Source organism: Chryseobacterium sp. W4I1, assembly GCF_030816115.1.
Classification (GTDB): domain Bacteria; phylum Bacteroidota; class Bacteroidia; order Flavobacteriales; family Weeksellaceae; genus Chryseobacterium.
On the sequence record NZ_JAUSXQ010000001.1, the window covers coordinates 1139010 to 1165733 of the forward strand.

The 26724-nt window shown below is 37.7% G+C and carries 24 protein-coding genes; 23 read left to right on the forward strand and 1 reads right to left on the reverse strand.

Annotated elements, in window-relative coordinates; all coding sequences use genetic code 11:
- Nucleotides 1–9: 9 nt before the first annotated feature.
- From QF044_RS05220 to QF044_RS05300, 17 genes are all read left to right on the forward strand, one after another.
- Nucleotides 10–1329, forward strand: a complete 1320-nt coding sequence (locus QF044_RS05220) for a RagB/SusD family nutrient uptake outer membrane protein (protein ID WP_307264513.1) — start codon at nucleotides 10–12, stop codon at nucleotides 1327–1329.
- A gap of 75 nt (nucleotides 1330–1404) precedes the next feature.
- Nucleotides 1405–2166, forward strand: a complete 762-nt coding sequence (locus tag QF044_RS05225; protein ID WP_307264516.1) for a LytTR family DNA-binding domain-containing protein — start codon at nucleotides 1405–1407, stop codon at nucleotides 2164–2166.
- 124 nt (nucleotides 2167–2290) lie between these two features.
- The gene (locus QF044_RS05230) at nucleotides 2291–3271 is read left to right on the forward strand and encodes a S41 family peptidase (RefSeq protein ID WP_307264518.1); all 981 of its coding nucleotides are present in this window, start codon (nucleotides 2291–2293) and stop codon (nucleotides 3269–3271) included.
- A gap of 131 nt (nucleotides 3272–3402) precedes the next feature.
- Nucleotides 3403–4083: a response regulator transcription factor gene (locus QF044_RS05235; RefSeq protein ID WP_307264521.1), complete on the forward strand. Its 681-nt coding sequence runs from the start codon at nucleotides 3403–3405 to the stop codon at nucleotides 4081–4083.
- 67 nt (nucleotides 4084–4150) lie between these two features.
- The gene (locus QF044_RS05240) at nucleotides 4151–5437 is read left to right on the forward strand and encodes a HAMP domain-containing sensor histidine kinase (RefSeq protein WP_307264523.1); all 1287 of its coding nucleotides are present in this window, start codon (nucleotides 4151–4153) and stop codon (nucleotides 5435–5437) included.
- A 202-nt stretch (nucleotides 5438–5639) separates the two neighbouring features.
- Nucleotides 5640–6392 (forward strand): hypothetical protein, encoded by a 753-nt coding sequence (locus tag QF044_RS05245; RefSeq protein ID WP_307264526.1) that lies wholly within the window; start codon nucleotides 5640–5642, stop codon nucleotides 6390–6392.
- Between the two features lie 59 nt (nucleotides 6393–6451).
- Nucleotides 6452–6880, forward strand: coding sequence for a PepSY-like domain-containing protein (locus QF044_RS05250; RefSeq protein WP_307264529.1), 429 nt, complete (start codon nucleotides 6452–6454; stop codon nucleotides 6878–6880).
- Between the two features lie 185 nt (nucleotides 6881–7065).
- Nucleotides 7066–9312: a TonB-dependent receptor domain-containing protein gene (locus QF044_RS05255; RefSeq protein WP_307271950.1), complete on the forward strand. Its 2247-nt coding sequence runs from the start codon at nucleotides 7066–7068 to the stop codon at nucleotides 9310–9312.
- Between the two features lie 13 nt (nucleotides 9313–9325).
- Nucleotides 9326–9907: an HD domain-containing protein gene (locus QF044_RS05260; RefSeq protein WP_307264532.1), complete on the forward strand. Its 582-nt coding sequence runs from the start codon at nucleotides 9326–9328 to the stop codon at nucleotides 9905–9907.
- Between the two features lie 30 nt (nucleotides 9908–9937).
- Nucleotides 9938–10735 (forward strand): phosphatase PAP2 family protein, encoded by a 798-nt coding sequence (locus QF044_RS05265; RefSeq protein WP_307264534.1) that lies wholly within the window; start codon nucleotides 9938–9940, stop codon nucleotides 10733–10735.
- Between the two features lie 23 nt (nucleotides 10736–10758).
- Nucleotides 10759–11175, forward strand: coding sequence for an EamA family transporter (locus QF044_RS05270; protein ID WP_307264537.1), 417 nt, complete (start codon nucleotides 10759–10761; stop codon nucleotides 11173–11175).
- 289 nt (nucleotides 11176–11464) lie between these two features.
- Complete coding sequence (locus QF044_RS05275) at nucleotides 11465–12940, forward strand: response regulator (RefSeq protein ID WP_307264540.1); 1476 nt, start codon at nucleotides 11465–11467, stop codon at nucleotides 12938–12940.
- A 5-nt stretch (nucleotides 12941–12945) separates the two neighbouring features.
- Nucleotides 12946–16557, forward strand: coding sequence for a response regulator (locus tag QF044_RS05280; protein ID WP_307264543.1), 3612 nt, complete (start codon nucleotides 12946–12948; stop codon nucleotides 16555–16557).
- 7 nt (nucleotides 16558–16564) lie between these two features.
- Nucleotides 16565–16927: a response regulator gene (locus QF044_RS05285; protein WP_307264546.1), complete on the forward strand. Its 363-nt coding sequence runs from the start codon at nucleotides 16565–16567 to the stop codon at nucleotides 16925–16927.
- A gap of 58 nt (nucleotides 16928–16985) precedes the next feature.
- Entirely contained in the window at nucleotides 16986–17759 is a 774-nt protein-coding gene (locus QF044_RS05290) for a protein-glutamate O-methyltransferase CheR (protein WP_307264549.1), read from the forward strand.
- 11 nt (nucleotides 17760–17770) lie between these two features.
- Nucleotides 17771–18343, forward strand: a complete 573-nt coding sequence (locus QF044_RS05295; RefSeq protein ID WP_307264552.1) for a chemotaxis protein CheB — start codon at nucleotides 17771–17773, stop codon at nucleotides 18341–18343.
- A 47-nt stretch (nucleotides 18344–18390) separates the two neighbouring features.
- Nucleotides 18391–18756, forward strand: a complete 366-nt coding sequence (locus QF044_RS05300; RefSeq protein ID WP_307264555.1) for a response regulator — start codon at nucleotides 18391–18393, stop codon at nucleotides 18754–18756.
- A 56-nt stretch (nucleotides 18757–18812) separates the two neighbouring features.
- Here QF044_RS05300 and QF044_RS05305 read toward each other — a convergent pair whose 3' ends face one another.
- Complete coding sequence (locus QF044_RS05305) at nucleotides 18813–19121, reverse strand: hypothetical protein (protein WP_307264558.1); 309 nt, start codon at nucleotides 19119–19121, stop codon at nucleotides 18813–18815.
- A gap of 194 nt (nucleotides 19122–19315) precedes the next feature.
- On the opposite strand from QF044_RS05305, the gene mug reads away from it, so the two are divergent.
- The 6 genes from mug (at nucleotide 19316) to QF044_RS05335 (ending at nucleotide 26642) form a co-directional block, all read left to right on the forward strand.
- On the forward strand, nucleotides 19316–19813 hold the full coding sequence (gene mug / locus QF044_RS05310) for a G/U mismatch-specific DNA glycosylase (protein ID WP_307264561.1): 498 nt from the start codon (nucleotides 19316–19318) through the stop codon (nucleotides 19811–19813).
- 104 nt (nucleotides 19814–19917) lie between these two features.
- Entirely contained in the window at nucleotides 19918–21084 is a 1167-nt protein-coding gene (locus QF044_RS05315) for a cytochrome-c peroxidase (protein ID WP_307264564.1), read from the forward strand.
- An 89-nt stretch (nucleotides 21085–21173) separates the two neighbouring features.
- Nucleotides 21174–21962, forward strand: a complete 789-nt coding sequence (locus QF044_RS05320; protein ID WP_307264567.1) for an SDR family oxidoreductase — start codon at nucleotides 21174–21176, stop codon at nucleotides 21960–21962.
- Between the two features lie 187 nt (nucleotides 21963–22149).
- Nucleotides 22150–22299: a WGR domain-containing protein gene (locus QF044_RS05325; protein WP_307271953.1), complete on the forward strand. Its 150-nt coding sequence runs from the start codon at nucleotides 22150–22152 to the stop codon at nucleotides 22297–22299.
- Nucleotides 22300–22351: 52 nt separating this feature from the next.
- Complete coding sequence (locus QF044_RS05330; protein WP_307271955.1) at nucleotides 22352–22942, forward strand: DUF4240 domain-containing protein; 591 nt, start codon at nucleotides 22352–22354, stop codon at nucleotides 22940–22942.
- A gap of 214 nt (nucleotides 22943–23156) precedes the next feature.
- Complete coding sequence (locus QF044_RS05335) at nucleotides 23157–26642, forward strand: DUF2723 domain-containing protein (protein WP_307264570.1); 3486 nt, start codon at nucleotides 23157–23159, stop codon at nucleotides 26640–26642.
- The last annotated feature ends 82 nt before the right edge of the window (nucleotides 26643–26724 follow it).

A 26724-nucleotide genomic window follows, 5' to 3' on the forward strand; every position in this document is an offset into this window, starting at 1 on the left:
TTGAAAAAAATGAGAAAAATAACTACATTCATTGCTCTGGCAGTCATTAGCTTTACAAGTATAGGATGTGAGCGGTTTCTGGACATCCAGCCTGAAGGGAAAGTAATCCCGGTAAGTGTTGAAGATTATAGAAAAATACTTACCTCGGCGTATTCCAAATACCCTATTCATAAATCCCTTTCAGCCCTTCGTACAGATGAGATGATAATTGATGAAGATACCAGCGATTTCCCTTATTATCGTGAACTGTCTATGTGGAAGGATAGCAATTATGATGCTGAAACAAAAGAATTTCAGTGGGCAGATTTTTATACAGTAATCTTCTACCTGAACCAGGCTATCAACGAGGGAAGTAAGACCATGAAAGACTCTCCAGAAAAGAATCAGATTTTGGCGGAAGCTTACGCATTGCGTGCTTATTCCTATTTTGATTTGATTAATTTATATGCAAAACCTTATAATGGTGCTACAGCTTCTTCAGACAGGGGAGTTCCTATTAGTCTGATAGCTGACATGGAAGCCGTATTGAAGCCTTCTTCAGTACAGGAAGTCTACAATCAGATCCATGAAGATATGGAAAAGGCGAAAGGGCTTATGGTAGAACAACAGCAGGCTGCTGGTGCTAACTATAAATTTTCCAAAAATGCACTGATGGCTTTCAGTGCAAGAGTGGCACTTTATCAGGGAGACTGGAATAAAGCACTGCAAGATGCACAAGGGCTATTGACTGTAAAAGGAGAATTAAGTAATTTAAATACCAGCAATACTGCCCCTAACCACTATGCTTCAGTGGAATCTATTTTAGCATTAGATAACCCGCTGAATACCAATGTGCAAAATGTAATTTTCGCATCTCCGGAATTGATTGCGCAATATAATACCGCCACAGACAAAAGATTTGGAATCTATTTTGAGAAAAATAAGAACAAATATAAAGTGATCAAGGGAGGAAGTAATGATTTCAGAGTATCTTTCAGAACAGCTGAATTATACTTTATAAAATCTGAAGCATTATTGAAACTAAACAGGCTTGATGAAGCAAAAGAAGCATTGCTTCCGGTTTTAAAAAACAGATATACGACAGACGGATATATTTCCGTTCAGAATCAGCTCAACGGGATGAATACAACAGATTTCATGAGTTTTATTCTTGATGAAAGATTCAGAGAATTTGCACTGGAAGGCCACAGATGGTTTGATTTGAGAAGAGCAAATCAGAAAAAAATAACGCATACCGTACTAGGCATAGAATATATTCTTCAACAAAACGACCCGAGATATACTATAGAATATCCGATGAGTGCGAAGAAGAATAATCCGAATTTATAACACTTCATATTAACACCCCTTGAAACCGCTTGAACTTGATTGTTTAAGCGGTTTTTTTGTACTTTTGCCAATAGTATGAAAATTGCCATTATAGAAGATGAATTGCTGGCTGTTAATTATCTGAAAAACCTGTTGGATAATCAAAACATAGTCCCTGTTACAGAGACCGTTATTCTTCGTTCCAAAAAGCAGGCAATAGATTTTTTCACAAAAGATTCCGCAGATCTTATCTTTATGGATATCCATCTTGGTGATGGAATGAGCCTGGAGATCTTTGAACAGGTGGATCTTTTTACGCCTATTATTTTTATCACGGCATTTGATGAGTATGCGATACGGGTTTTCAGGCATTTCACCATTGACTATCTCCTAAAACCTTTTGAAGAGCAGGACTTACACAAAGCATTACAGAAATTCATTTCTATCAGGAATAATTTTGATCCCGAACCTACTTTAAAATCCATTTCTACCTTACATCAGGGAGATTCCGAAATGATGAAACGTTTTATGGTAAGAGAAGGGAATAAACTTAAATCCGTAGACGAGCATCATACAGCCTATTTTTTCGCATCAGGAAAATATCTTTTCTTAACGACAAAGGACCATCAGACTTATATTTATGATGATACCATTAAAGATATTATCCAAAAATTAAATCCCAATGTTTTCTTTAAGGTAAACCGTAAGTTTATCATTAATAAAGAAGCAGTCACTGAAATTATTAAACATTCAAGCCAAAAAGTAGAACTTAAGCTTTCCCCTGAACCTGAAGTGGATGCTGATGTATTTATCAGCAAAAGACAGATCACGGAATGTTTAAACTGGCTGAAAAGCTGATTCCATTTTGATGTAAAACAGATTCACTTGTGGAAATGCCATCAGATTAATGATCCATTTTTATTCTTTGTATAATCATCCCTGAAATATATTATCTTTATCACCTTTCAATTGATAAGATATTATGAAAAAATTTTACTTTCTGATTACCATTTTCCTTCTTTTTATTCATATGAATGTAAACGCACAAAACGACAGCGTCAAAAACTATGTCGTGAGCGCCCTTGATCTGATGAAAGCTAAGTCAGTCAACAAACATCGGATCAATTGGGATTCACTATATGCAGACTCACGCAAAAAAGCTGAAAATCTACATACCATCAGGGAAACTTATCCGCTTATCAAAGATATTCTTGGTGCTCTTAAAGATGCACATTCCAATTTCTTTCCACCTGAAATGGTTCAGGCCTACACACTCGGCTACAGAGCTACCGGCCAGGAATTCCCTGTAATTGAGGCAAAATTGACTGAAAACCAGCTGGCCTATATTAAACTTCCCGGTTTTGCCTGTTATCATTTTGCAGAATGGGATGAATTCGTCAACACCTTTTATAAAAGAATTGAAGAACTGGATGTCCAAAAACCCAAAGGCTGGATCCTGGATCTCAGAGACAACGGGGGCGGAATGTTTTATCCCATGCTGGCTGCTCTTTCTCCATTGCTGGATAAACAAAACGTGATCGGGACAGTAGATGCAGAAGGAGAATATGCTTATTTTGATTATCATACTAACGGCAGCTTGTTTGAGGGTAAACAGCTCGTTCATCATTTTAAGATCAAAAAAGTTCCTCAGCGTATAACAAAACCGGTGGTGGTTATGGTCAATAAGAAAACTTCAAGCTCAGGCGAGTTCAGTACCATTGCATTTGCAGGGCAGAAGAATGCAACGGTTATCGGGCAGAATACGATGGGACTCACCTCAGGAAACCAGGAATATAAACTTTCCGATGGAGCATTTCTTGTCTTGACGACAGGAAATATAGTAGACCGGACGAAAAAAGAATATGCTGAAGTGGGAGAGGGATTTTCTCCCCAGGTGAAGTTGAAAGATTTATCCGATACAGCATACATGAAAGCAGGATCTGATATACTACTGAAAAAGTAATTCAATGGACTTCTTATCTTTTAATTTCATTCATTATTGATCAATTCAAAATTTCTTCAGAATTGAATCTTTACATTTGCGAAGTGAAACATCTGTGTTTTGTCAGATTTTAAATAAATACCATTCTACTGATGAAAATTCTGATTATTGAAGATGAAACCGAATTGGCCAAAAGTATTTCTGAATACCTTTCAGAAGAAAACTATCTGTGCGAGTTCGCATCAACATTCAGTGAAGCGATGGAAAAAACAGAAGCATTCCAGTACGACTGTATTTTACTGGATATCATGCTTCCGGATGGAAATGGTCTTACCTTACTGGAAGAATTGAAAAAACAGAATAAGCAGGACGGTGTCATCATTATTTCCGCTAAAAATGCCTTGGATGACAAGATCACCGGTTTGCAGCTGGGAGCAGATGATTATCTGACCAAACCTTTTCATCTTTCAGAGCTGATGGCAAGAATTTATTCTATTATCCGCAGAAAACAGTTTAATAATTCAAATGTTGTCAAACAAAACGAACTGCAGATTGATCTTTTAGCTAAGACAGTGACTATTAATGATAAAACAATTATTCTCACAAAAAAAGAATTTGATCTTCTTATCTATTTTATTGGCAACAAAAATAAGGTCATTTCTAAAAGTACATTGGCAGAACACCTTTCCGGTGATTTTGCAGACATGCTGGATAACCATGATTTTGTATACGCACACGTAAAAAACCTCAAAAAGAAACTATATGAAGCAGGATGCGAACATTATCTGAAAACGGTATATGGAACAGGATATAAATGGGAAACAGGAGTCTGATGTTTTCAAATTGAAAATATCAACGTTATTACAGGATCATAACTATCAATCTTAAATTCATTATCCATTGAAACCATTATTAAGCAAGACTACAAAGCCATTTATCATTTATGTCCTAATTATATTGGTCATCAGTATTCCCGTGTACTATTTTGTTGTGGATACCATTTGGAAAGGGGAGCTGGATGAGCATAATGTGACTATAGCGGAAAAAACGGCTTATGAATTCAATAATTTAAAGCTTTCAGACCAGGAATTGGAAAAGAGTATTATACTTTGGAACCAAATTCAGCCGGGAACAGATATTGAAAGATTACCACTAAATAATTTAAAAAAAGATAGCTTTTTCACGGTTGAAAAGCAGAAAACTTTTGCTTCAAAACCGGAAATAGAAAGATACCGATGTTTGAAAAAAGTGGTTTATATCAACCATCAACCCTTTCTCTTTACCATAGAAACCAATATTGAAGAATCTCAGGAAACCGTTGCAGCTATTGCTTTAATCACTGTTTTTTTCTTCATTCTTATTGTTGTTGGTTTATTGGTTTTAAATAAAAAACTTTCGAATTCCATATGGGAGCCATTCCGGAATACGCTTGATAAGCTGAAGACATTCAATCTCAACAGCCAGACGAAAATTGAATTTGATGAAACAGATACGGCGGAATTTGAAGAACTCAACCATTCTTTAAGCAAATTGATAGAGCATAATGTCTCAGCTTTTAAAACACAAAAAGAATTTACTGAAAATGCTTCCCATGAACTGCAGACTCCTCTGGCGATCCTAAAAAATAAACTGGATATTTTACTGCAAAGTGAAGGTCTCACTGAAAAACAATACCTTATTGCTGAGGAAATGAACAGGGCTTTAAACAGAAGTTCAAGGATTAATAAAAACCTTTTACTGCTGGCTAAAATTGATAATCATCAGTTTGACAATTCAGAAACCATTCAGTTTGACGGATTGCTGCATCAGAGTATGGAAATGCTTGACGAACATTTTGTACAAAAAAATATTTCGGTGACTGAAAATATATCTCCTGATGTTAAGGTGAAAGGCAATAGCAGTTTGGCGGAAATTCTCATTAATAATCTCATTTTAAATGCCATTCGCCATACTTCATCTGATGGAACGATATCAGTAAAATTGACAGATTCTTTTTTTGAAGTTTCCAATTCCGGAACAGAAAAACTGAATACGGATCTGCTGTTCAAAAGATTTTCAAAACTATCAGCTGATAACAGTGGAAGCGGTCTTGGACTGGCTATTATAAATGAAATCTGTAAATTTCAAAAATGGACCATAACCTATCGATTTGAGAACGGGCACCACGTTTTCTCTATCGGCCTGTAAAATTTAACATTCTTCAGAGTAGCCTGCAATTTTGCCCTTTCGTACATAGAAATGGTATTTTTTTTAAATAAAACTTTCAGGAAGTTTTTGATCTACATTTCTATTTTTTCCAATCTTAACTACTTATTTTATTGATTAAGAAGCTGAAATCAGGCAGTTCTAAATTTCTACAAAATTGACTCTCAAATTTGTAAGAAAAAATATGAAACCGCTCAATAAAGTAGCAGCCGTTACCATCCTGTTCTGGCTGATGAAAATAACAGCAACCACATTAGGGGAAACCCTGGGAGATTTTATTTCCATGACACTCGGCCTGGGTTATACTGTAGGAATAGGAGTTACACTTTTGTTTTTCATCATCATTATTTCCGTACAGCTTAATGTAAAAAAATATATTCCCGTCATTTACTGGCTGGTCATTATAGGGACCACTACTTTAGGGACAGAAATTTCTGATTTTATAGACCGAACTCTGGAAACAGGCTATTTATTGGGTAGTTTAATTTTAGTAAGTGGTCTTTTGTTCACTCTTTTTTTATGGTACAAAAAATATAATAACCTGGAAGTATATCCGATTTTTGAAAAAAACAAGGAGATATTCTATTGGGTTGCCATTCTTTTCTCCAACAGCCTGGGAACAGCATTTGGTGATTTTCTGAGTGACAATTTAGGATACAGTTATTTAGCCGGAGCGGTGATTACGGGTCTTATTATCCTTATTGTTGTTTTCCTGCATTATTTCACAAAGATCAATCATGTTTTGCTCTTCTGGATTGCTTTTGTTTTTACAAGACCATTCGGAGCCACCTTTGGAGATTTTCTTACTAAACCTTTAGTGAAAGGAGGTTTGGAGCTCAGTACCTTATATGCTTCATTAGTTTCTTTGGCTTTATTATTCGTGATGATCATTATTTCGCACCAAAAACAACAGAAAGAAATACTTCATCAAAGCTAAAATTCAAAATTTCTTCTAAATCATCCCTGAATATTGTATAACAATTAAAGTTTAAAAAAATGAAAAAAATAGTATTTCTATTAACGATGACAGCACTGGCAGCTTTATTCAATGCCCAGAAAGTTCAGCAAAAAGAAGTGCCCGCATCAGTTCAGAAAAGTTTTCAGAAACAGTTTCCAACAGTAAAAGAGGTAAAATGGGAAAAGGAAAACGGGAATTATGAAGCAGGATTCAAATCAAAAGAAGCGGAAACTACTGTTGTAATAGATCCTTTTGGTAAAATTCTCGAAACCGAAAATGAGATTGGCATCAACGCTCTTTCTGTACCCATTAAAAGCTATCTGGCTAAAAACTATCCGCACCAAAAAATAAAAGAAGCTGCTAAAATAACGGACGCAAAAGGAGTGGTCACCTACGAAGCAGAAATGAAAGGCAAAGATCTGATTTTTGACAGTAAAGGAAATTTTTTAAGAGAAATAAAAAACTAAAATAATGAATAGGTTAAAGCTGCTATTTTTTTCGATTTCAATACTATTTTCTTCCGTTATCTGGGGACAGGTGACTAATGTGACTGTTTCCGGAATCGTTAAAAGCAAAACAGATCAGTCTTTTTTTACCTTATGTAAATATCATTGCTAAAACAGAAAAAGATAGCGTATTTGTATCCGGCACGATAACCAACGAAGAAGGTCGGTTTTCTTTGGTAGGAATCAAACCGGGTAACTATCAACTGGAATTTTCATTTTCAGGATTTCGGAAGCAGACTCAACCGTTTTTTGTGGGTAGCCATTCAGAATTTTTAGAAATTCCTCCGGTTGAACTTGAACAGATAAAAGAAGAAAAAGAAACAAAAATTGATGAGGTTACAATAACAGCCTCCAAAAAAAATGAACTCAGCAGCCAGCTTGATAAAAAGACCTATTCCCTTGCCGATAACATCAGCCAAAGCGGAGGTTCTGTGCTCCAAAGTATGCAAAACCTGCCCGGAATTACAGTGCAGGACAATAAAGTACAGCTGCGGGGTAATGATAAGGTGACGGTTCTGATCGATGGTAAACAAACTGCAATGACGGGTTTTGGAAGTCAGAGCGGACTGGATAATATTCCATCTTCAGCCATTGACAAAATTGAGATCATCAACAATCCGTCTTCAAAATATGACGCCAATGGTAACGCAGGGATCATCAATATTATCATGAAGAAAAACAAGCAGAACGGATGGAACGGAAAGATTGGTTTTACTTATGGTACAGGTTCTTATTGGGTAAGAAAAGAAAATCTTCCGACCATAAGACCTCAGTATACGGTCACTCCAAAAATCAATCCTTCAGTTTCGCTTAATTATAGAAAAGATAAGGTTAATATTTTTATGCAGGCTGATAATTTATATACAGAAACACTGAATAAAAATGAATTTGTTACCAGAACTTATGATGATGGAACAATCATTAATTCACAGTTAAAAAGAAATAGAAATACCAATTATCTCACCACAAAAGCAGGAGTGGACTGGAATATTGATGCTCAGAATACACTGACGGTTTCGGGACTTTACGGAAGTGAAAAGATTATTGACCGCGGAGATCAGCCGTTTTTTAATGGAGATCTTTCACAGCGTCTCCGTCTCTGGCAGTTTTTGGAAGACGAATTGAAAACCACGGTCATGGGAACCGCTTCTTATCAGCATAAATTCAAAGAAGCAGGACATGTATTGAATGTGGGATTCAATTATACCTTTCACCGGGAAGATGAGAAATATTTTTATGATAATTACCTACCGGCCTCAACGGGCACGGATGCTTTCAAACTCTTATCTGATGAGCAGGTGTATGATTTTAATGTTGATTACATAAAACCATTGAAATATGGACGAATTGAAACGGGAATTAAACTGAGAAACAGAAGCATCCCAACCAATATGAACTTTATTCCCGGTGCGAATTCTGTTCTGGATGTCAATGCGGGAGGCTGGGCAACTTACAAAGAACTGATTCCGGCAGTGTATGGAAACTACGTTTTTGAAAATGAAAAGTGGGAAGCAGAACTTGGCGTAAGATTGGAGTATGTAAAAGTACAATACGATGTAAACCCCAATCATCCCACCTACAAAAGTGACAGCTACAATTACACACAGCCTTTTCCCAACCTGAGATTAGCCTATAAGCTTAATGATCATAACAAGCTCTCCATATTTTATAACAGAAGAGTAGATCGGCCAAATGAAGTAGACATCAGGATTTTCCCGAAATATGATGATGCCGAGATCATAAAAGTAGGTAACCCCGGGCTGAGACCTCAGTTTACCAATTCAATAGAAATGGGACATAAATATAATTGGAATAATGGTTATCTGTATTCTGCACTGTATCACCGTTTTGCGGATGGTACGATCTCCAGGATCTCCAGTACTGTTCCGGGAAGCACTTTGATTTATGCCGTATTTCAGAATGCAGGAAAAAGCTACAATTCAGGATTGGAAATGATCTGGAATCAGAAAATTTCTAAGCTTTATTCTTTTAATGTTAATGGAAATATATACAGAAATCAGATCAAGGCTTTTATCGTTGAAAACCTTTATCCGCAACCCAATATATTTTCAGCAAACAGGCAAACGGCGGTTTCAGGAAATATAAAACTAAATAACATTTTCAAATTTTCTAATGGGTTCGATGCCCAATTGACAGCTGTTTATCTGGCCCCGGATATTATTCCGCAAGGTAGGATAGGATCAAGGTTTTCAATGGATATGGGAGTGAAAAAATCTGTTCAAAATGGGAAAGGTGAAATATTTCTGAATGCAGCCGATCTATTAAATACCATGGTTATTAAGAAGAAAATTCAGGGTAATGGGTTTGCTTACACAAGCGATGACTATTATGAAACACAGGTGATCAGGCTCGGATACAGCTATAAATTTTAAAACCATCATGATCATGAATAATTTAACAGAAGCAGTTCGTAGTTATGTGATTGCATTTCTTTCGGAAAATCTTTCGGGCCAACTTTTATTTCATAATATCCATCATACCTATGAAGTCGTTGCAGCTGTACATGAGATTGGTTTACAGTGCGGCCTTTCTCAGGAAGAAATGAATATGCTAGAGATCGCTGCATGGTTTCATGACTGCGGATATGCCAATGCCTATATGGGACATGAGGAAGAAAGCAAAAAAATAGCGGAGCATTTTTTAGAAAACTCAGGATGCGGAAAAACGATGATCAAAAGTGTTTTAAACTGTATTGAATCTACAAAGTATCCTCAAAATCCATCTTCTTTAGCTGAAAAAGTGATTTGTGATGCAGATATGTATCATTTAACCCGTCCCGGCTATCAGGAGTATGAAAAAGCAATAAGGCAGGAATTTGAAAAATATCTGGGACTGGTCTATACCGATGAAGAATGGAGGATCAAGAATTCCGCTTTCCTTACCTGTCATTCCTATTTCACGGAATACGGGCAAAAAATTTTGACAAAGTTTAAAGAAGTCAATATCCAGTTGATCAATCAAGAATAAAATTTAGAAACAAACTAATACAATAATCAGATGCCAAGATACCATCAAAAAATACTGATCGTTTTGATTGCCATGATCTCAGCTTCCGGAAAGATCACGGCTCAGAACAGCACCGATACTATACAGATCCAGGAGCCGCAGCATGACAGTGTAGTCATATTAACTCCTGAAAAAAGTCATCTTCACTATAAAAGTTTGATTGTACCCGCAGCATTGATAGGTTACGGAGTTGCAAGTTTGACAGTTAAAGATCTGAAACAGCTTAACTTTTCTACCAGGGATGAAATTAATGAACACAAGCCGGATCATATACGTCTTGATAGCTACACTCAGTTTGCTCCAGCAGTTTTAGTTTACGGACTTAATGCGGCAGGTGTACAGGGGAAGCATAATTTCAAAGACAGAAGTATAATTTACGGAACCTCAATGCTTATTACATCAGCCATTACAATCCCTTTAAAGCATATCGTTAAAGAAGAAAGACCGGACCAGTCCAATAATCTATCCTTTCCGTCAGGACATACGGCCATAGCATTTGCTTCTGCACAGTTTATGTTCAGAGAATACAAAGACACCAATTTTTGGCTGGGAGTTTCCGGTTATTCATTGGCCGTTTTCACGGGAGTTTACAGAATGTTAAATGATAAACATTGGGTAGGGGATGTCGTGGCAGGAGCCGGTTTTGGTATCCTTTCCACTGAGCTGGCCTATTGGTTATACCCTAAAATCAATAATATGCTGACAGGTAAAAATAAAAATACAGCTACGATGGTTATGCCGTTTTATCAGAACAAAACGCTAGGGATAGGATTGGTGAAAACTTTTTAATATAAACTTTAAAAACTAAAAAAATGTGGTTCTATTACGCATTACTTTCAGCATTATTTGCAGCATTCACTGCTGTTTTTGCGAAAATAGGGGTGGCAAATATCAGCTCCAATCTGGCAACAGGGATCAGGACGGTCATTATTCTCATCATGGTCTGGAGTATTGTCCTGATAAAAGGAGACTTAAAAGGAATCGGTTCACTGTCAAAAATGAACATTACCTTCCTTGTGCTGTCCGGAGTTGCAACAGGATTATCCTGGTTGTTTTATTTTAAAGCCTTACAGATCGGGAAAATATCCCAGGTGGCATCCGTAGATAAGCTGAGCGTGGCAATAGCCATCATACTGTCCGTGTTGTTTTTCAAAGAAACATTAACGCTGAAAACCACCATCGGAGCTTTACTCATCATTAGCGGAACTATTTTATTTGCCTTAAAATAATATGTACTCATCTTAAGGAAAGATGATAAAAGCAAACCCACAGTTGAAGGACTTTTGTATCTTAATTGTATAAACATACACCTGCTGACGGATGCTGTTTATTTAACAGATCAAAGCTTTTTTTGACTATAATTAATTATTTGTCATTATTTTTTTTAGAAAATTGATTTATAAGTTTATACGTGTGGTATCTAAGCATAAAATGATTAATAAATAAATGTTTTTCGGAATTTTGTGAGTATTTTTGGGATTATTAATTAATACAAACCAACAAGTACTGATTCATTTTATGATCTTAATCGTTGATGACAACCAAAGTAATCTTTACTCACTGAAGAAGTTGCTGGAATCTAAAGATTTTCAGGTAGATACAGCCGGTTCCGGAGAAGAAGCTTTAGGGAAAGCTATAAAAAATAACTATGCACTGATCATTCTGGACGTGCAGATGCCGGGAATGGACGGATTTGAAGTGGCCGAAACCCTTGCTGATTACAGCAAAACCAAAGAAGTACCCATCATCTTTTTATCCGCAGTAAATACGGAGAAAAAATTCATAACACGCGGATATGCATCCGGCGGTAAGGATTATGTTACAAAGCCGGTAGATCCTGAGATTCTAATGCTGAAGGTGAAGACATTTTATAGTCTTCAGGAGCACAATATTGCAATGAAAAAGACCCAGCAGAGTCTGGAGCTGGAAGTCAAGGGCAGACGAGAATCGCAGGTGACTATGAAGTCTCAGATCGATCATTTTCAGCTGATGCTGGAATCTCTGCCACAGATTGCCTTTACGCTTAATGAAGAAGGAGATATTGAATTTGTAAACGGCAAATGGTATGAATATTCCGATTCTGAGACAGATTTTCCGGAAGCGCATCCGGATGATCTTAATATCAGAGAAGAATTTGAACACTGCAGAAAAAAGAGTAAAGCACTGGAACTGGAGGCCAGAATAAAAAACATCAATTCAGGAGACTATCGCTATCACCTCTTACGTATAACCCCTGTGCATGAAGGAAACGTTATCAAAAACTGGGTAGGAACCTTTACCGATATCGACGATCAGAAAAAAGTAGAAAAAGAAAAAGATGAATTCTTGAGTATTGCCAGTCATGAACTGAAAACACCTTTAACAAGTATAAAAGCCTATGTTCAGCTGCTGGACCGTAAATTAAAGCTTGAAAAAGAGAGTGCAGAAGCAGGTTTTATGGCCAAGGTTCAGGATCAGATCGAAAAACTCAATACCCTCATCACCGACCTTCTTGATGTTTCCAAAATAGAAAACGGTAAGCTTAAAATCAACAGAAAGCCTACCAGCCTTGAAAAAGTGATCAGCAATGCAGTGGAAACCATCCTGCAGACTCATGATGAAAATAACGTGAAAATATCATGGCACGGCATAAATTCCGATGTTTTAATTCCTTTGGATGAAATACGCATAGAGCAGGTTCTGATTAACTTCCTTACCAATGCAATAAAATATTCTCCACAGAATAACCAGGTGATTGTCACTACTTTCGTAGACGAAGAAAAGCAGGAAGTAAAAGTAAGTGTAACCGATTTTGGAATAGGAATTCCGGACTTTAAGCAGGATGCTGTTTTCCGTAAGTTTTATCGTGTAGAAGAATCTTCGCTGCAGTTCCAGGGAATGGGAATAGGGTTGTTCATCTGTTCAGAGATCATTAAGCAGCATCACGGAACTATTGGAGTATCCAGTAAATTAGAGGAAGGTTCTACTTTCTATTTTGCTTTACCTTTAAACTAGTTTTCATGCCAAAAAAAATAATTAGAAATCTCCAGTTTGGAGTAGGAATATCCTTATTAATCTTAATTGCCAGTTCGGCGGCTTCCTATCTGAGTATTCAAAACCAGATGGATCACCGGGAAAGTTTGTCTAAAAGCAGACGTTCCATCACTGCCGTAAAAGATGTTCTTGTTGCCTTACTGGATGCCGAAACAGGAAACAGAGGTTATCAGCTTACAGGAAGAGAAATTTTTTTAGAGCCTTATAACCGGAGTTTAATTGAATTTCCTAAGGCGATAGAAACTGCAAAATCATTGGATATTAGCGATAATAATCAGTTGCAGCGGTTAAATGACCTGGAAAAAAATGTCAACAGCAATATTGGCAATTTAAAACAGTTTGTGCAGAACAGACACAATGGTATCATTATGACGCAGCAACAGATCCTGCTGAGCAAAAGCTATATGGACAAATGCCGCGAGATCGTCCGTGATTTTGTAAAATATGAAGAAAGCCAGCTTGAAATCAAAAATAAAGATCTCAACCGTTCATCCGGTACCACCGTCTTATTTATTATTTTCTCCGCCATATCGGCAATCGTAGTTACCATATTCTTTTATATTAAATTAAGGTCAGATCTGATCAGAAGAGATAAGCTTGAGAAAGAATTGAGAGCAAAAGATCAGGAAATAAGCAGAAGGGTAAGTGCTATTCAACAGATTGCGAACCGGGTAGCCAATGGTGATTACAGCCAGAAAGCAGTGGATAATTCACAGGATGATCTGGGTGATCTGGTAGATTCCCTAAACCACATGACAGATTCTCTTGAGAAGTCTTTTGATAAGATTAATAAAAGTGACTGGAGACAGAAAGGTCTTGCTTTACTCAATGAATCTTTGGTAGGCAATAAATCGGTAAAAGACGTTTCCAGTGCATCTTTAAACCAGCTTGTTGAATATGGAAAGTGCATCAATGGGGCACTATATCTGTTTGATGAAGGCGTCCTTAAACTGAGTACATCCTTCGGCCTGGAAAGTATGATGAAAAAGTCGTTCGAGCCGGGAGAAGGAATGGTAGGCCAGGTTTTTATGAATGAGAAGCTGCAGGTCTATAACAACCTTCATGAAGAAGATTTTGTTGTAACTTTTGCCAGCAGCAGAATAAAAATCAACGGTATTATATTACTTCCCATCCGTGCAGACGGTCACAACATTGGGGTGCTTGAATTGGGTTCCGCTTCAGACCTTGATCAGGACAGGATTGAGTATTTTGCAGAATGTACCCGTAACATCGGAATTGCCTTGAATGCAGCAAAAGGCCGTGAAAAAGAACAGCAACTGCTTGAAGAAACCCAGGCGCAGTCAGAAGAACTACAGGTACAGCATTCTGAACTGGAAAATCTGAACACGGAACTGGAAGCACAAACACAAAAGCTGCAGGCATCCGAAGAAGAATTGAAAGTCCAGCAGGAAGAGCTGATGCAGGCCAATGCAGAACTGGAAGAACGCTCAAGGATGCTTGAAGAAAAAAACCACCTGATTGCTGAAAGAAACAGCGAGATCCAGAAAAAAGTAGAGGAACTTGCATTAAGCACAAAATATAAATCTGAGTTTTTGGCCAATATGTCTCATGAACTCAGAACACCATTAAATTCTATTCTCCTTCTTTCCAGGCTCATGGCTGAAAACCCTGACGAAAATCTGAATGAAGATCAGGTAGAATCTGCAAAAGTGATCCAGAGCTCAGGAAGCAGCCTGCTTACCTTGATTGATGAAATCTTAGACCTTGCTAAAATAGAATCCGGTAAAATGTCTCTCGAATATCAGGATGTCATGATTGATGATGTCGTGACAGATTTAAAAAACCTCTTTAACCCGGTGGTGAAGGAAAAGAATATCAGATTTGATATTCATATCGAAAAAGATCTGGAAAAAACCATTGAAACGGATAGACTTCGTGTAGATCAGGTATTGCGTAACCTGTTGTCGAATGCATTAAAATTTACCACAGAAGGAAGTATTGATCTGAGCATTGCACAAGATCCTAAAAATAAAGATTTCATTATTTTCACTGTAAAAGATACAGGAATTGGTATCCCTGAAGAAAAGCAGGCTATTATTTTTGAAGCATTCCAGCAGGCCGATGGCTCTACACGACGCAGATTTGGAGGTACCGGGCTTGGGCTTTCCATTAGCCGTGAAATTGCAAGACTACTAGGAGGAGAATTAACCCTGAAAAGTAAGGTGAACGAAGGAAGCGAATTCAGTTTCATCATTCCAATGAAAGCTGTTTCCGAACCCGTTCAGACCGAAAATGATCAGCATTTGGTTGATATTATCCGTGAAGATGTAGAAGAAATTCAGAATCTACTGGAAGATGGTGAGCATGAAACAGTACTTCCTGTCCAGATATTGCCCATTCCGGAAGCCATAGATGATGATCGTGATACAATAACCAAGGAGGATAAAGTTATTTTGATCGTAGAAGATGACATTCATTTTGCAAAAGCTTTGCTGAAATATGCCCGTATGAACCAGTACAAAGGAGTTGTAGTAGTGAGGGGAGATTATGCACTTTCCGCAGCGGTTCAGTATCATCCGCAGGCGATTTTACTGGATGTACAGCTCCCGGTAAAAGACGGCTGGCAGGTGATGGATGAGCTTAAATCAAATGCCTCAACCAGACCTATTCCGGTACACATGATGTCCGTCCTGCAGCTTGAAAAAGAAAGTCTAATGAAAGGTGCCATTGATTTTATTAATAAGCCGATGGCTATTGATAGATTGACCGACGTTTTCAAAAAAATTGAAGAAGCCCTTCAGAGATCTCCCCAAAAGGTTCTTATTGTAGAAAATAATGCCAAACATGCCAGTGCATTGGCGTATTTCCTAAGCAACTTCAATATTTCCTTATCCGTAGAAAACAATGTAGAAGACAGCGTGAAATCATTAACTTCAAGTCAGGTAGATTGCGTGATTCTAGATGTGGAATCTTCAAAAGGAAATGAATATCAGATTATTGAATCCATCAAAAGCTATGAAGGACTGGAAAATCTTCCAATCATTATTTTCACAGAACACAGCCTCTCCAAATCCGAAGAACTGAAGATCAAGCAGTATGCCGACTCCATTGTCGTAAAAACCGCTCATTCCTACGAAAGAATTTTAGATGAAGTAGGGTTATTCTTACATTTAGTGGAAGAGAAAAACAGCTCTGTCGAGACGGCAAGAAACAAAGTTTTAGGTTCACTGACAGAAGTATTAAGTGGAAAAAAAATACTCATCACCGATGATGATGTCCGTAATATCTTTTCCCTGACCAAAGCGCTGGAAAAGTATAAAGTGGAAGTTGTAGTGGCAATGGATGGGAAACATGCCCTGCAGCAGATCAAAGAACATAATGATATAGACGTGATTCTGATGGATATGATGATGCCTGAAATGGATGGCTATGAAACCATCCGGGAGATCCGTAAAATGCCGGCATTCACCAAGCTTCCTATTATTGCCATCACAGCAAAATCTATGATAGGAGACCGTGAAAAATGTATCGTGGCAGGTGCTTCAGATTATATCTCAAAACCCGTAGATATAGACCAGCTATTGTCCTTACTGCGTGTATGGTTATATGAAAGTTAAAGAACTGATGAATAAGAAAATTTTAATTGTGGACGATGATCCACGCAATATATTTGCACTCAAACTGACCCTGAAATCACGAGGATATCAGATTGTAAGTTGCACCATGGCTCAGGAAGCCATTCAGGTTTTAAAAGAAAATACAGTAGACATCATATTGATGGATATGATGATGCCCGAAATGGATGGTTATGAAGCCGTAAAAATCATCAGAAATACACCGGGCATGAGCCAGATCCCTGTCATTGCTGTTACAGCGCAGGCCATGCCGGAAGACCGCCAGAAATGTCTTGATGCGGGAGCACAGGACTATGTATCAAAACCAATTGATGTAGATCAGTTGGTCACAGCCATAGAAAAACTCTCCTAAATGCTGGAACCGAGTATTGTAAAAGATGAAGAAGTAGAATACCTTATAAAAGATGTTCATGAGATGTACGGCTATGATTATTTCCGAATACAGCCGGGCCTCCTTTAAACGTCGGGTCAACCGTATCTGCCTGATCGACAGGTTTACCAGCTTTGCAGAACTTAGATATACCATCATTAATGATCCGGAATATCTGAAGCGTTTTGTAGAGGAAATAACGGTGAATGTAACGGAAATGTTCCGTGATCCGCATTTCTTTAAGGCACTCAGGGAGAATATTTTACCTCAGTTGGGAACCTATCCCCTGATCCGGATCTGGGTGGCTGGCTGTTCTACAGGAGAAGAGGCTTATTCAATGGCGATATTGCTGAAAGAGGCCAATCTGTACCACAAATCCCTGATCTACGGTACAGATCTGAATCCTTCTGTCTTAGAAACGGCGCGGGCAGGTGTTTTTCCTCTACAGCAGATGAAACTTTATTCTGAAAATTATATGTTATCCGGAGGGAAAAAAGACTTTTCAGATTATTACACAGCCAATTATGACAGCGTAAAATTTGATAAAAGTTTAAAGGAAAAACTCATATTATCTACGCATAATCTGGTGTCGGACAGCTCTTTTAACAGTTTCCAGCTGATCATCTGCAGAAATGTGCTGATCTATTTTGACAGAGAACTGCAGGAGCGGGTTTTTAAACTTTTTGATAACAGCCTTGAAAATCTGGGTTATCTGGCATTGGGCGCAAAAGAAACGATTAGATTCTCCAAACTGGACAAAAATTATCACCAGGTCGAAGACCAGCGTATCTGGAAAAAAGCAGAGCACATGTAAATCCTCATACCATGGAAACAAAAGAAACAAATACAGAACTGGTAGTGATAGGAGGATCCGCAGGCAGCCTGCAGGTCATTCTCGGAATGCTCAAAAAACTAAAAGAAAAGCTGAGTTTTCCTATTGTGCTGGTGGTTCACAGGAAAGCTTATTCCAACAATATTCTGCAGACCTTGCTCCAGCAGTTTATCGCTATAGAAGTGGTAGAGATTGACGATAAAACGGAAATTCAAAATAACAAAGTATATGTAGTTCCGGCAGATTATCACCTGCTCTTTGAAAATAAAAAATTAATGTCTCTGGATTTTTCCGAAAAAATGAACTATTCCAGGCCGTCTATTGATGTGACTTTCAAATCTGCGGCGGAAATATATGGTAAAAATATGGTCGGAGTTCTCTTATCAGGGGCCAATGCAGATGGAGTGGAAGGTTTGAGTTACATTAAGAAAAATAAAGGACAAGTCTGGATCCAGGATCCGGAAACCGCAGAAGTAGATTATATGCCCAGGCATGCAGTACAAGAAATAGCGTATGATCAGCTCATAAAACCTGATAATTTAGCAGATTTTATCAACCAATTATAAATTAAGAAATAAAAAAACAACCCTAAGATTTAAAAATATAACGAGTTATGGATAAAAAGAAAATTTTGATTTTTGATGACGATACCATTATTTTGGAAGTAATTACCATCATTTTCGAGGAAAATGGATACCAGGTCGAAATTTCAGAAACATCGCATGATATATTGGACAAAGTTTCAGAGTTTAAGCCGGATGTTATTCTGATGGATAACTGGATCCCAAAGATCGGAGGAGTAGAGGCGACCAAACTTCTGAAAGCTCATGAAGAGTTCAGGTCAATACCTGTTATTTATGTTACTGCTAATAATGATATTGTGAGTCTGGCGGAAGAAGCCCAGGCAGATGATTATGTGGCAAAACCATTCAATCTGGATGATTTAGAAAATAAAGTGGCTAAATATTTACAGGACTAATCAAACTAACTTATTAAGTAAAACATATTATCCTTATAGCTATCTGTAAGGATTTTTTATTGTCTAAATAACTTTTTAATTTCCTGGCGACCTTGTTTTTCAAAATTTTTAATCCTTTCCTTCATAAAATCGATACTGCATTTTCCGTTGTTGATCTCAGAGATCAGTGCTGATAAAAATAATTTTAGCTGCGGATCAGAAACTACTTTGATACTAAATGTAGTGGCAATGATCATTTTTTTAGAGACAATATTCTGTGTGGGAACGTATTCACCTCTTAGATCGAGAATCAAATTGAATTCATCTGCTATACTGATACATAGATATTTATGGATCAGGTTTATGTTTTTCAAAATTTTTTCCATCTTGATGTTTTATACTCTATATATAATAATATTTGTGCCATACTTGTTATTTAAATTTTTTTTAAATACATAATCGGTCGGAGGATAGATGGCCATTGGATATTTTAAATAAAATTTTTTAAGCCCATGAACAGTTTTTCTTAATAACTTATGATATCTTAACGGATCAAAAAATTAATGTTTAAAGAAGTTTTATGCTAACCGACATCATTTCCAAAAACCTCACTGTTATCTTTTGTGGAATCAATCCCGGTTTAAAATCTGCCGAAGACGGACATCATTTTTCAGGGAAAAGCAATCGTTTCTGGAAGGTGCTGCATCAGGCCGGTTTTACATCTTATCAGATTGATGCTATAAATGATAAAAATATTCTGGAATTCGGATATGGGCTCACAACGGCTGTAGCAAGGGCAACTTCCCGTGCGGATGAGCTTTCCAAAGAAGAATTTGCTGATTCTCTGGAACTTTTTAAAACAAAAATGACAGAATTTCAGCCAAAATACATCGCATTTCTTGGAAAAGCCGCCTACAAAGCCTTTTCAGGAAAAAAACAGATTATGTGGGGATCGCAGTCCGAGAATTTTTGTGGTTCAAAAGTCTGGGTTTTACCCAATACCAGCGGCCTGAACCGGGGGTTCTCCCTGAACGATCTTGTGAAAGCTTATAAAGAATTTTATACAGAGATTAGGTAATAAACAGAATAAGGATTAATGAAACTCAGTAAAAAGCACAATCTTTTTAATCAATTTTGAGATGTATTGCCAGATTCCTTATTTTTGCCAAAATCCTGATAACCATGAAGAATGTCCTGAGCTGGATATTAATTACCTTTCTTACCGTTTCTCTTTTAAACAACTGTTTTACCAATAGTGTTCAGAAAGAAATTCGCGAGAAAGCTTCATTCATCGCCGAACTCAGGAAATTGTATTCTTCCGGAGATCCTTCAAAATGGCCGAAACCCATCCTCGATCCTCAGGCTAAACCCTATTTTTCCGAAATAGGACACTTACCCGAAATTCAGTTTCCACAGGATAATCCCTATTCTGAGGCTAAAGCACTGCTGGGGAAAACCCTTTTCTTCGATCCGCGTCTTTCACGTTCCAATCAGATTGCCTGTGCTTCATGCCATGATCCCGAACTCGGATGGTGTGATAACCGGACTTTCTCTTTCGGACACGACAGACAACTCGGCACCCGCAATGCAATGAGCATCCTGAATGTGGCTTATGCAGGATCATTATTCTGGGACGGACGTGCTGCATCACTGGAAGAACAGTCAGAAATGCCAATTCGTGAAGAAAGAGAAATGAACGGGCACATTGACCTTGCCGCCGGAAAAATTGCGAAGATCAAGGGTTACGAAATATTGTTTGAAAAAGCCTTTGGTGACAGATCTGTTTCAAAGGACAGGATTTCTAAAGCCATCGCTGCGTTTGAAAGAACCGTTAAAAGCGGAACTTCTAAATTTGATCAGTTCATTGATGGAAAGGCGGATGTATATTCCAATGATGAGCTTATGGGACTCCATCTTTTCAGAACCAAAGCACAATGCATGAACTGTCACAGCTCCAGTTATTTTTCCAATAACCAGTTTGAAAATATAGGAACCTCTTTATTAGGCTCAAAAGAAGAAGATCTCGGCAGGTATCTGTTGACTAAAACCCCTGAAGATGCCGGGAAATTTCGGATACCCGGATTAAGGGAAGTTGCCAGAACCGGACCGTGGATGCATAATGGTTCTATGACTACTTTAACAGAAGTGATCCAGTTTTACAGCAAAGGGAATCCTGAGCATTCCCAAAAACGTTCCACCATTCATAACGGCATCACATTTAACTCCGAAAAATCAGGTTTTGTCCGTCTTCTGGATCTTACCGATGAAGAAATTTCCCAGTTGGAAGCATTTTTGCGAACCCTATCCTCAAAACCTGAAAGAGTACCGCTTCCCGCACTTCCCCAATAAAATGGGAATAATTATTAATGATCCATTGACCTGAAATCTAAAGCTTTTTTGCTACATTTATCTGTAAACAATCAGAAAAGGATCAGCTTATGAATATTCAACTTTTATCAAAGAATGCATTAGTAGGAGCAGCTACTCAGGGGATTGGCTTAGGAATCGCATTGGAGCTTGCCAAATGTGGCGCCAACGTTACAGTGATGGCCCGCAATGAAATGAAACTAAAGAATATAGTATCTTCACTTCCTGTAATTGATTCTAACCAGAAACACCAGTATCTGGTCGCAGATTTCTCTGATTTTGAGAGCTACAGAAAAACTATTTCTGGCTATTTCAGCAAGAATTCTATAGATATTCTCGTCAATAATACCAACGGCCCGGAGCCTGGACTAGCTATTGATAAAAAAGTAAATGATTATCAGAAAGCATTTGACCTGCTTTTTAAAACAGTCTGTGAAACCACACTGCTGGCTTTGCCACACATGATCAAACAAAAAAACGGGCGTATCATTAATGTTTCTTCTTTATCTGTAAAAGAACCGATCAATAATTTATCTCTTTCAAATTCTATCCGTTCTGCGGTAATTGCCTGGGCAAAGACCTTATCCAATGAAGTTGCTCAGCATCATATCACGGTAAATAATATTCTGACCGGGTATTTCGATACAGAACGTATTCAGAATCTGATCAGCCATGAATCTCAGCTGACAGGCAAATCTCAGGAAGAAATAAAAAAGGCAAGAGAAAATAAAATTCCAATGAAAAGACTTGGGAAGACTGAAGAATATGGACATCTGGCAGCTTTTCTGGCCTCAGAATATTCATCCTATCTCACCGGAACCAGCATTCCTCTGGATGGTGGGTTGAATAATACGTATTAAATTTAAAATTAAGTGAAAACCTGCAGCATCAGGATATTTTTGCTTTTTACTTTCATTGATTTTCCGTAGTTTCACTTTCCTTTAACAAAGAATACCATCACAGGCTTTTATGAAAAGAAACTTTATCAATTAGGAAGAATTATCCGATAAATTCTGGAACATTGAATGTTCAGGAAAACGACAGGCCATAACTTTTGGAAAAGCCGGAACAAAAGGCAGAGAAACCATTAAAGAATTTGCAGATGAAAATGAATGCATCAAAGAATCCGAAAAGCTGATTGCCCAGAAAATAAAAGAAAGGTTACACCGAAATTCCGGAAAACGGGGAGGTTCCTAAAAAGAAAGAACTTTCTGAAAATGAAAAAGCAGATATTTATTTCTGGGAAGCTATTGAGAAATCCAATAAATATAAAAAAGCCCACTGGAGTGAATATGATGTAGATGAACACATTGAAAACCTGACCGATCATTTATCGAAATTTGGAAAGGAGAGAATGATACTTTTCGAAAAAACACTGCAGGAAAAGCTGGCTGAATTGTATACAGCTAAAATAGCAGAACTCTCCATTATTCTTGAATCCGATTTTACAAATGAAAACGGAGTTTACACATTCGATAATTATCTTTCGGATGACGGATTTTTGTATTTCAGATGCTGGTTGCTGTTAAAAGGAAAAGAGCTTTTTGAAGATATAAAATCAAATATTCAGTCATTCGTAAACGGAAAATACAGTTTTGATATCGCAGACTGCTGGGCAGAAGGTTTGCTTTATGTTGCCGATGATGCGTATGCACAAAATCATGATGATGAAGAATCTATCATAAAAGATACGGTATATGAATTGTATCCTGAAAACGATTATGACGGTATGGAACGGAGCCTGAATCGTGAGCCCAAAGGCGGTGCCGATCTGCAGAAAATGTACCCGAAGCTGGTCAAAGAGATAGGTGAATTAAGAAGTATTTCAACTCCAAAATAATAAGCCTGCTTAAATTTAAAATCTTTTTTATTTTAAACTATTAAGGAACTTCAAAGACGGAGAACCTTCTGACCGGGAATAAACTTTTCTGAATTCTACGCTGATTTCAGACTGTAAAAACGGAAAATTCAAGATGGAGTAATAATTATTTTGGATATTCATGTAATAGTTCTCCAGTCCGGGTTGTCATACTATGTATTGAATTACATAGTATATGAAGCACTGGTCTTTTAAAAAATGGAACACCGTTTTAGGATGGGTACTGTTCACAATTGCGCTGATCACCTATCTTTCCACCATGGAGCATTATCTCAGTTTCTGGGATTGTGGTGAGTACATTTCCTCAGCAGTAAAACTTGAAGTAACGCATGCTCCCGGAGCTGCCTTATTCCAGATTGTGGGTTCTGTGGCCAGCATATTTGCAGCTGGAAATGAACAGAACTATGCCATTGTGATCAACGCAATGTCGTCGCTTTTTAGTGCATTTACCATTTTGTTTCTGTTCTGGACGATCACCCATTTCGTAAGAAGACTACTGAATAAAGATTTTGAAGAAATAACCCAGCATCAGAAGATTTCTATTCTTTTTGCAGGAGCTATAGGTGCATTATGCTTTACATTTTCAGATACGTTTTGGTTTTCGGCGGTAGAAGGGGAAGTATATTCCATGGCTTCTATGTTTATTGCACTTTTAGTGTGGCTGATCACCAAATGGGAAAATGAATACCTGGCCAAAGACAGTGAAAGATGGATCATCCTTATTTTCTTTGTATTGGGACTTTCAGTTGGGGTACACATGATGGGGATGCTTGCAGTTCCAGCCGTTTGTCTGGTGTATTACGCAAGAAATTACAAATTTACCTGGAAGAACTTTATCTGGGCCAATGCAATAACGCTTGGAATCCTGATCATTGTTTTTAAAATTATCTTCCCGCTGATCATGACGATGTTCGGAAGACTGGAAATATTCTTTGTGAACGGACTTGGACTTCCTTTCCACTCAGGTACGATTGCAGCATTTATTCTCATGATTCTCCTATCTTATTTCATGATTAAATATGCCAGGAAAGCAAAAAGAAATATCTATCAAACAGTGGCTTTGTCAGTAGTGTATATGATTATCGGTTTCTCATGCTGGATGGTCATTCCCATCAGAGCGAACGCAAATCCTCCGATGAACCTTAACGATCCGGATACTGCTATCGGTATGCTGGATTATTATAACAGAGAGCAGTATGGAGACTGGCCAACGATTTATGGACAGAATTACACTGCTTTCCTTGATGCCAACGGGATTGAAAAGAACGAAGACGGAAGTTTTAAGACCCAGAAAACAGGTGAGATCTATGAAAAAGATGAAAAAACCGGAACCTACAGAAAGACAGGTGACCGTTTCAATTATATTTTCAGTCAATCTCAGATCAGCTTAATGCCCAGAATGTTCAATCAGGATAAGGATGTGATGGCGAACTACATTTCAATGTATGGAGCTCCGGACTTTACCTTCAATGATGCCAATGAAGAAGTGGCAGATAATCCTCAGGCCAAGCAGATCTTTGACGAATTGAGAGGTAAGTATGAAGATAAATCCATTACTGCAGCAGATTATTTAAAGGTTAAACCTTACAATCTGATCAATGTTCAAAAGCCTTCACTAGCTCAGAATATGGACTATTTCATTACATTCCAAAACGGTTATTATTTTGTAAGATACCTGATGTGGAATTTCGTGGGAAGGCAGAACGATCTGGAAGGAAACATGGAAAACACTAAAGGTAACTGGATCTCCGGGATTTCTTTTATCGACAATGCTTTATTAGGGAATCAGGATAAAATGCCTGCTAAATTCAAGAATGAAAGTACGGTAAAATTCTTCTTTTTACCATTGATATTAGGATTAATCGGTTTCTTTTTCCAGCTGAACAGAGACTTTGGAAGATTCTATGCACTTCTTTCCCTATTTGTTTTAACGAGTGTCGGAATTGTTTTTTATACCGGTGTAAAACCTTTTGAAGTAAGGGAAAGAGATTATGCAATGGTAGGCTCTTTTTATGCTTTTGCCATTTGGATCGGGATGGGAGCCGGTGCTATTTTATGGTTGATTCAATCTAAAGTAAAATCAAATACGGTCAATATTGCATTAGGAATTATTTTGCTGGGTATACCTTTTATGATGGGTTTTCAAAATTATACACCCCATGACAGAAGCAAAAAATCTGCAGCAAGGGATTACGCCTTTTCATTTCTGAAATCACTTTCCAAAGATGATATTATTTTTATTTACGGCGACAACGATACTTTTCCGGTTTGGGCTATTCAGGAGACAGAACGGTTCCGCGATGATGTAAAAACTGTAAATTTTACACTTTTAGCGACTCCCTGGTACATAGATCAGGTGAAAAGAAAAACATACAATGCAGCAGGAATTCCCACTCAACTGAACCATGAAGATTACAGAGATGGGGTGAACGACCAGATCTATATGATGAAAAAAGAAGACTGGGAGGGATTTTTCTCCATGTTAAAAGAGCAGGGCGTTCCGGATACCGAATTCCAAGCATTTAGAAAATACCTTACCCAGGATTCATTAACGCTGAAAGAGGCAGTTAGCTTTCTGAAAATTAAAACCCCTGAAAAAGATGAGCTTCTGAAAATGTATTTCGGGGAAGAAAAGTTTGAGCAGTACAATATTCTTCCGGTGAATAAATTCATTCTTCCTGTTAACAAAGAAAATGCTTTAAAAGCAGGAATTATCACTCAGGCTGATCTTCCGAATGTTGTGAACCAGATCATGATCACCTACAAAGGAAACACCCTTTACAAAAATAACCTTATGATCATGGATATGCTCGCAAACTTCGACTGGAAACGTCCGATCAACTTCTCATCAGGAGGGATTTACGACAGCGAAAATATTTTCTATCTTGATGAATATCTCCAGTTTGAAGGGTTCAGCTATAAGCTGGTGCCCATACATACAGCTCAAGGTCCGGATGGTGATACAGGCAGGGTAGATGTCAATTCACTTTATCATATTGTGAAAAGTTTCAAATGGGGAAATTTTAAGGATCTCAGTATTCATTATGATGAAGCAGCCACTTCAAATATCATGGGTTACAGGATGACCGCAGGCAGAGCAGCTTCAAAATTGGCATTAAGTGGACAGAAGGAAAAAGCTCTGGAAATATTGGATCTGGTTTCAAAAGAAATTCCTGCTGAAAAATACAATGATCCACGTTCATTAAGTTCAATTGTAACTGGATATATCATAGCAGGGCAGGAGCAGAAAGGGCTTCAACTGGCAAAAATCCTGGAAAAGGATATCTTTGATGAATACGATTATTATCTGAGTCTTTCATCGGCATTCCAGAAACAGTCGGCCAGACAGATGAGAGTGAAACCCATGGAATATTCTATGGTAGTTTCTGCAGTGACTGATGCTTACCAAAAATTGGGGCAGGATGATAAAGCCTACGCATACCTTGTAAAATCTATAGAGCCGATTGATAAAAAATTCAATGTTTTCATCAGGGAGCTTCAGCAGATGGGGAAAGAAAAAGCGGTAAAGGAATCCGAAAATATACAGAAAATCACTCCTTTTTACCAGTATTTATTTGATGTGATGAAACCTTTTGATTCTACCTATTCCAAAGAAAAAGAAGAGCAAATTACCCGGGCAATGATCAAAGTAACCCAATAGTTTGATGCCCAATAAATCAAAAAAGTCCGGTACATTACCGGACTTTTATATTGCTGTAAAATTTATTCCTGATGAATTATAA

Bases quoted from the DNA above. Each gene is read 5' to 3' on its own strand.
- QF044_RS05295 (WP_307264552.1), top strand. From the start codon at position 17,771: ATGGAAACAAAAGAAACAAATACAGAACTGGTAGTGATAGGAGGATCC.
- QF044_RS05315 (WP_307264564.1), top strand. From the start codon at position 19,918: ATGAAGAATGTCCTGAGCTGGATATTAATTACCTTTCTTACCGTTTCT.
- QF044_RS05335 (WP_307264570.1), top strand. From the start codon at position 23,157: ATGAAGCACTGGTCTTTTAAAAAATGGAACACCGTTTTAGGATGGGTA.
- QF044_RS05280 (WP_307264543.1), top strand. From the start codon at position 12,946: ATGCCAAAAAAAATAATTAGAAATCTCCAGTTTGGAGTAGGAATATCC.
- QF044_RS05235 (WP_307264521.1), top strand. From the start codon at position 3,403: ATGAAAATTCTGATTATTGAAGATGAAACCGAATTGGCCAAAAGTATT.
- QF044_RS05300 (WP_307264555.1), top strand. From the start codon at position 18,391: ATGGATAAAAAGAAAATTTTGATTTTTGATGACGATACCATTATTTTG.
- QF044_RS05290 (WP_307264549.1), top strand. From the start codon at position 16,986: ATGAGATGTACGGCTATGATTATTTCCGAATACAGCCGGGCCTCCTTT.
- QF044_RS05305 (WP_307264558.1), bottom strand. From the start codon at position 19,121: ATGGAAAAAATTTTGAAAAACATAAACCTGATCCATAAATATCTATGT.
- QF044_RS05320 (WP_307264567.1), top strand. From the start codon at position 21,174: ATGAATATTCAACTTTTATCAAAGAATGCATTAGTAGGAGCAGCTACT.
- QF044_RS05275 (WP_307264540.1), top strand. From the start codon at position 11,465: ATGATCTTAATCGTTGATGACAACCAAAGTAATCTTTACTCACTGAAG.
- QF044_RS05260 (WP_307264532.1), top strand. From the start codon at position 9,326: ATGAATAATTTAACAGAAGCAGTTCGTAGTTATGTGATTGCATTTCTT.
- QF044_RS05245 (WP_307264526.1), top strand. From the start codon at position 5,640: ATGAAACCGCTCAATAAAGTAGCAGCCGTTACCATCCTGTTCTGGCTG.
- QF044_RS05270 (WP_307264537.1), top strand. From the start codon at position 10,759: ATGTGGTTCTATTACGCATTACTTTCAGCATTATTTGCAGCATTCACT.
- mug (WP_307264561.1), top strand. From the start codon at position 19,316: ATGCTAACCGACATCATTTCCAAAAACCTCACTGTTATCTTTTGTGGA.
- QF044_RS05265 (WP_307264534.1), top strand. From the start codon at position 9,938: ATGCCAAGATACCATCAAAAAATACTGATCGTTTTGATTGCCATGATC.
- QF044_RS05220 (WP_307264513.1), top strand. From the start codon at position 10: ATGAGAAAAATAACTACATTCATTGCTCTGGCAGTCATTAGCTTTACA.
- QF044_RS05225 (WP_307264516.1), top strand. From the start codon at position 1,405: ATGAAAATTGCCATTATAGAAGATGAATTGCTGGCTGTTAATTATCTG.
- QF044_RS05230 (WP_307264518.1), top strand. From the start codon at position 2,291: ATGAAAAAATTTTACTTTCTGATTACCATTTTCCTTCTTTTTATTCAT.
- QF044_RS05285 (WP_307264546.1), top strand. From the start codon at position 16,565: ATGAATAAGAAAATTTTAATTGTGGACGATGATCCACGCAATATATTT.
- QF044_RS05250 (WP_307264529.1), top strand. From the start codon at position 6,452: ATGAAAAAAATAGTATTTCTATTAACGATGACAGCACTGGCAGCTTTA.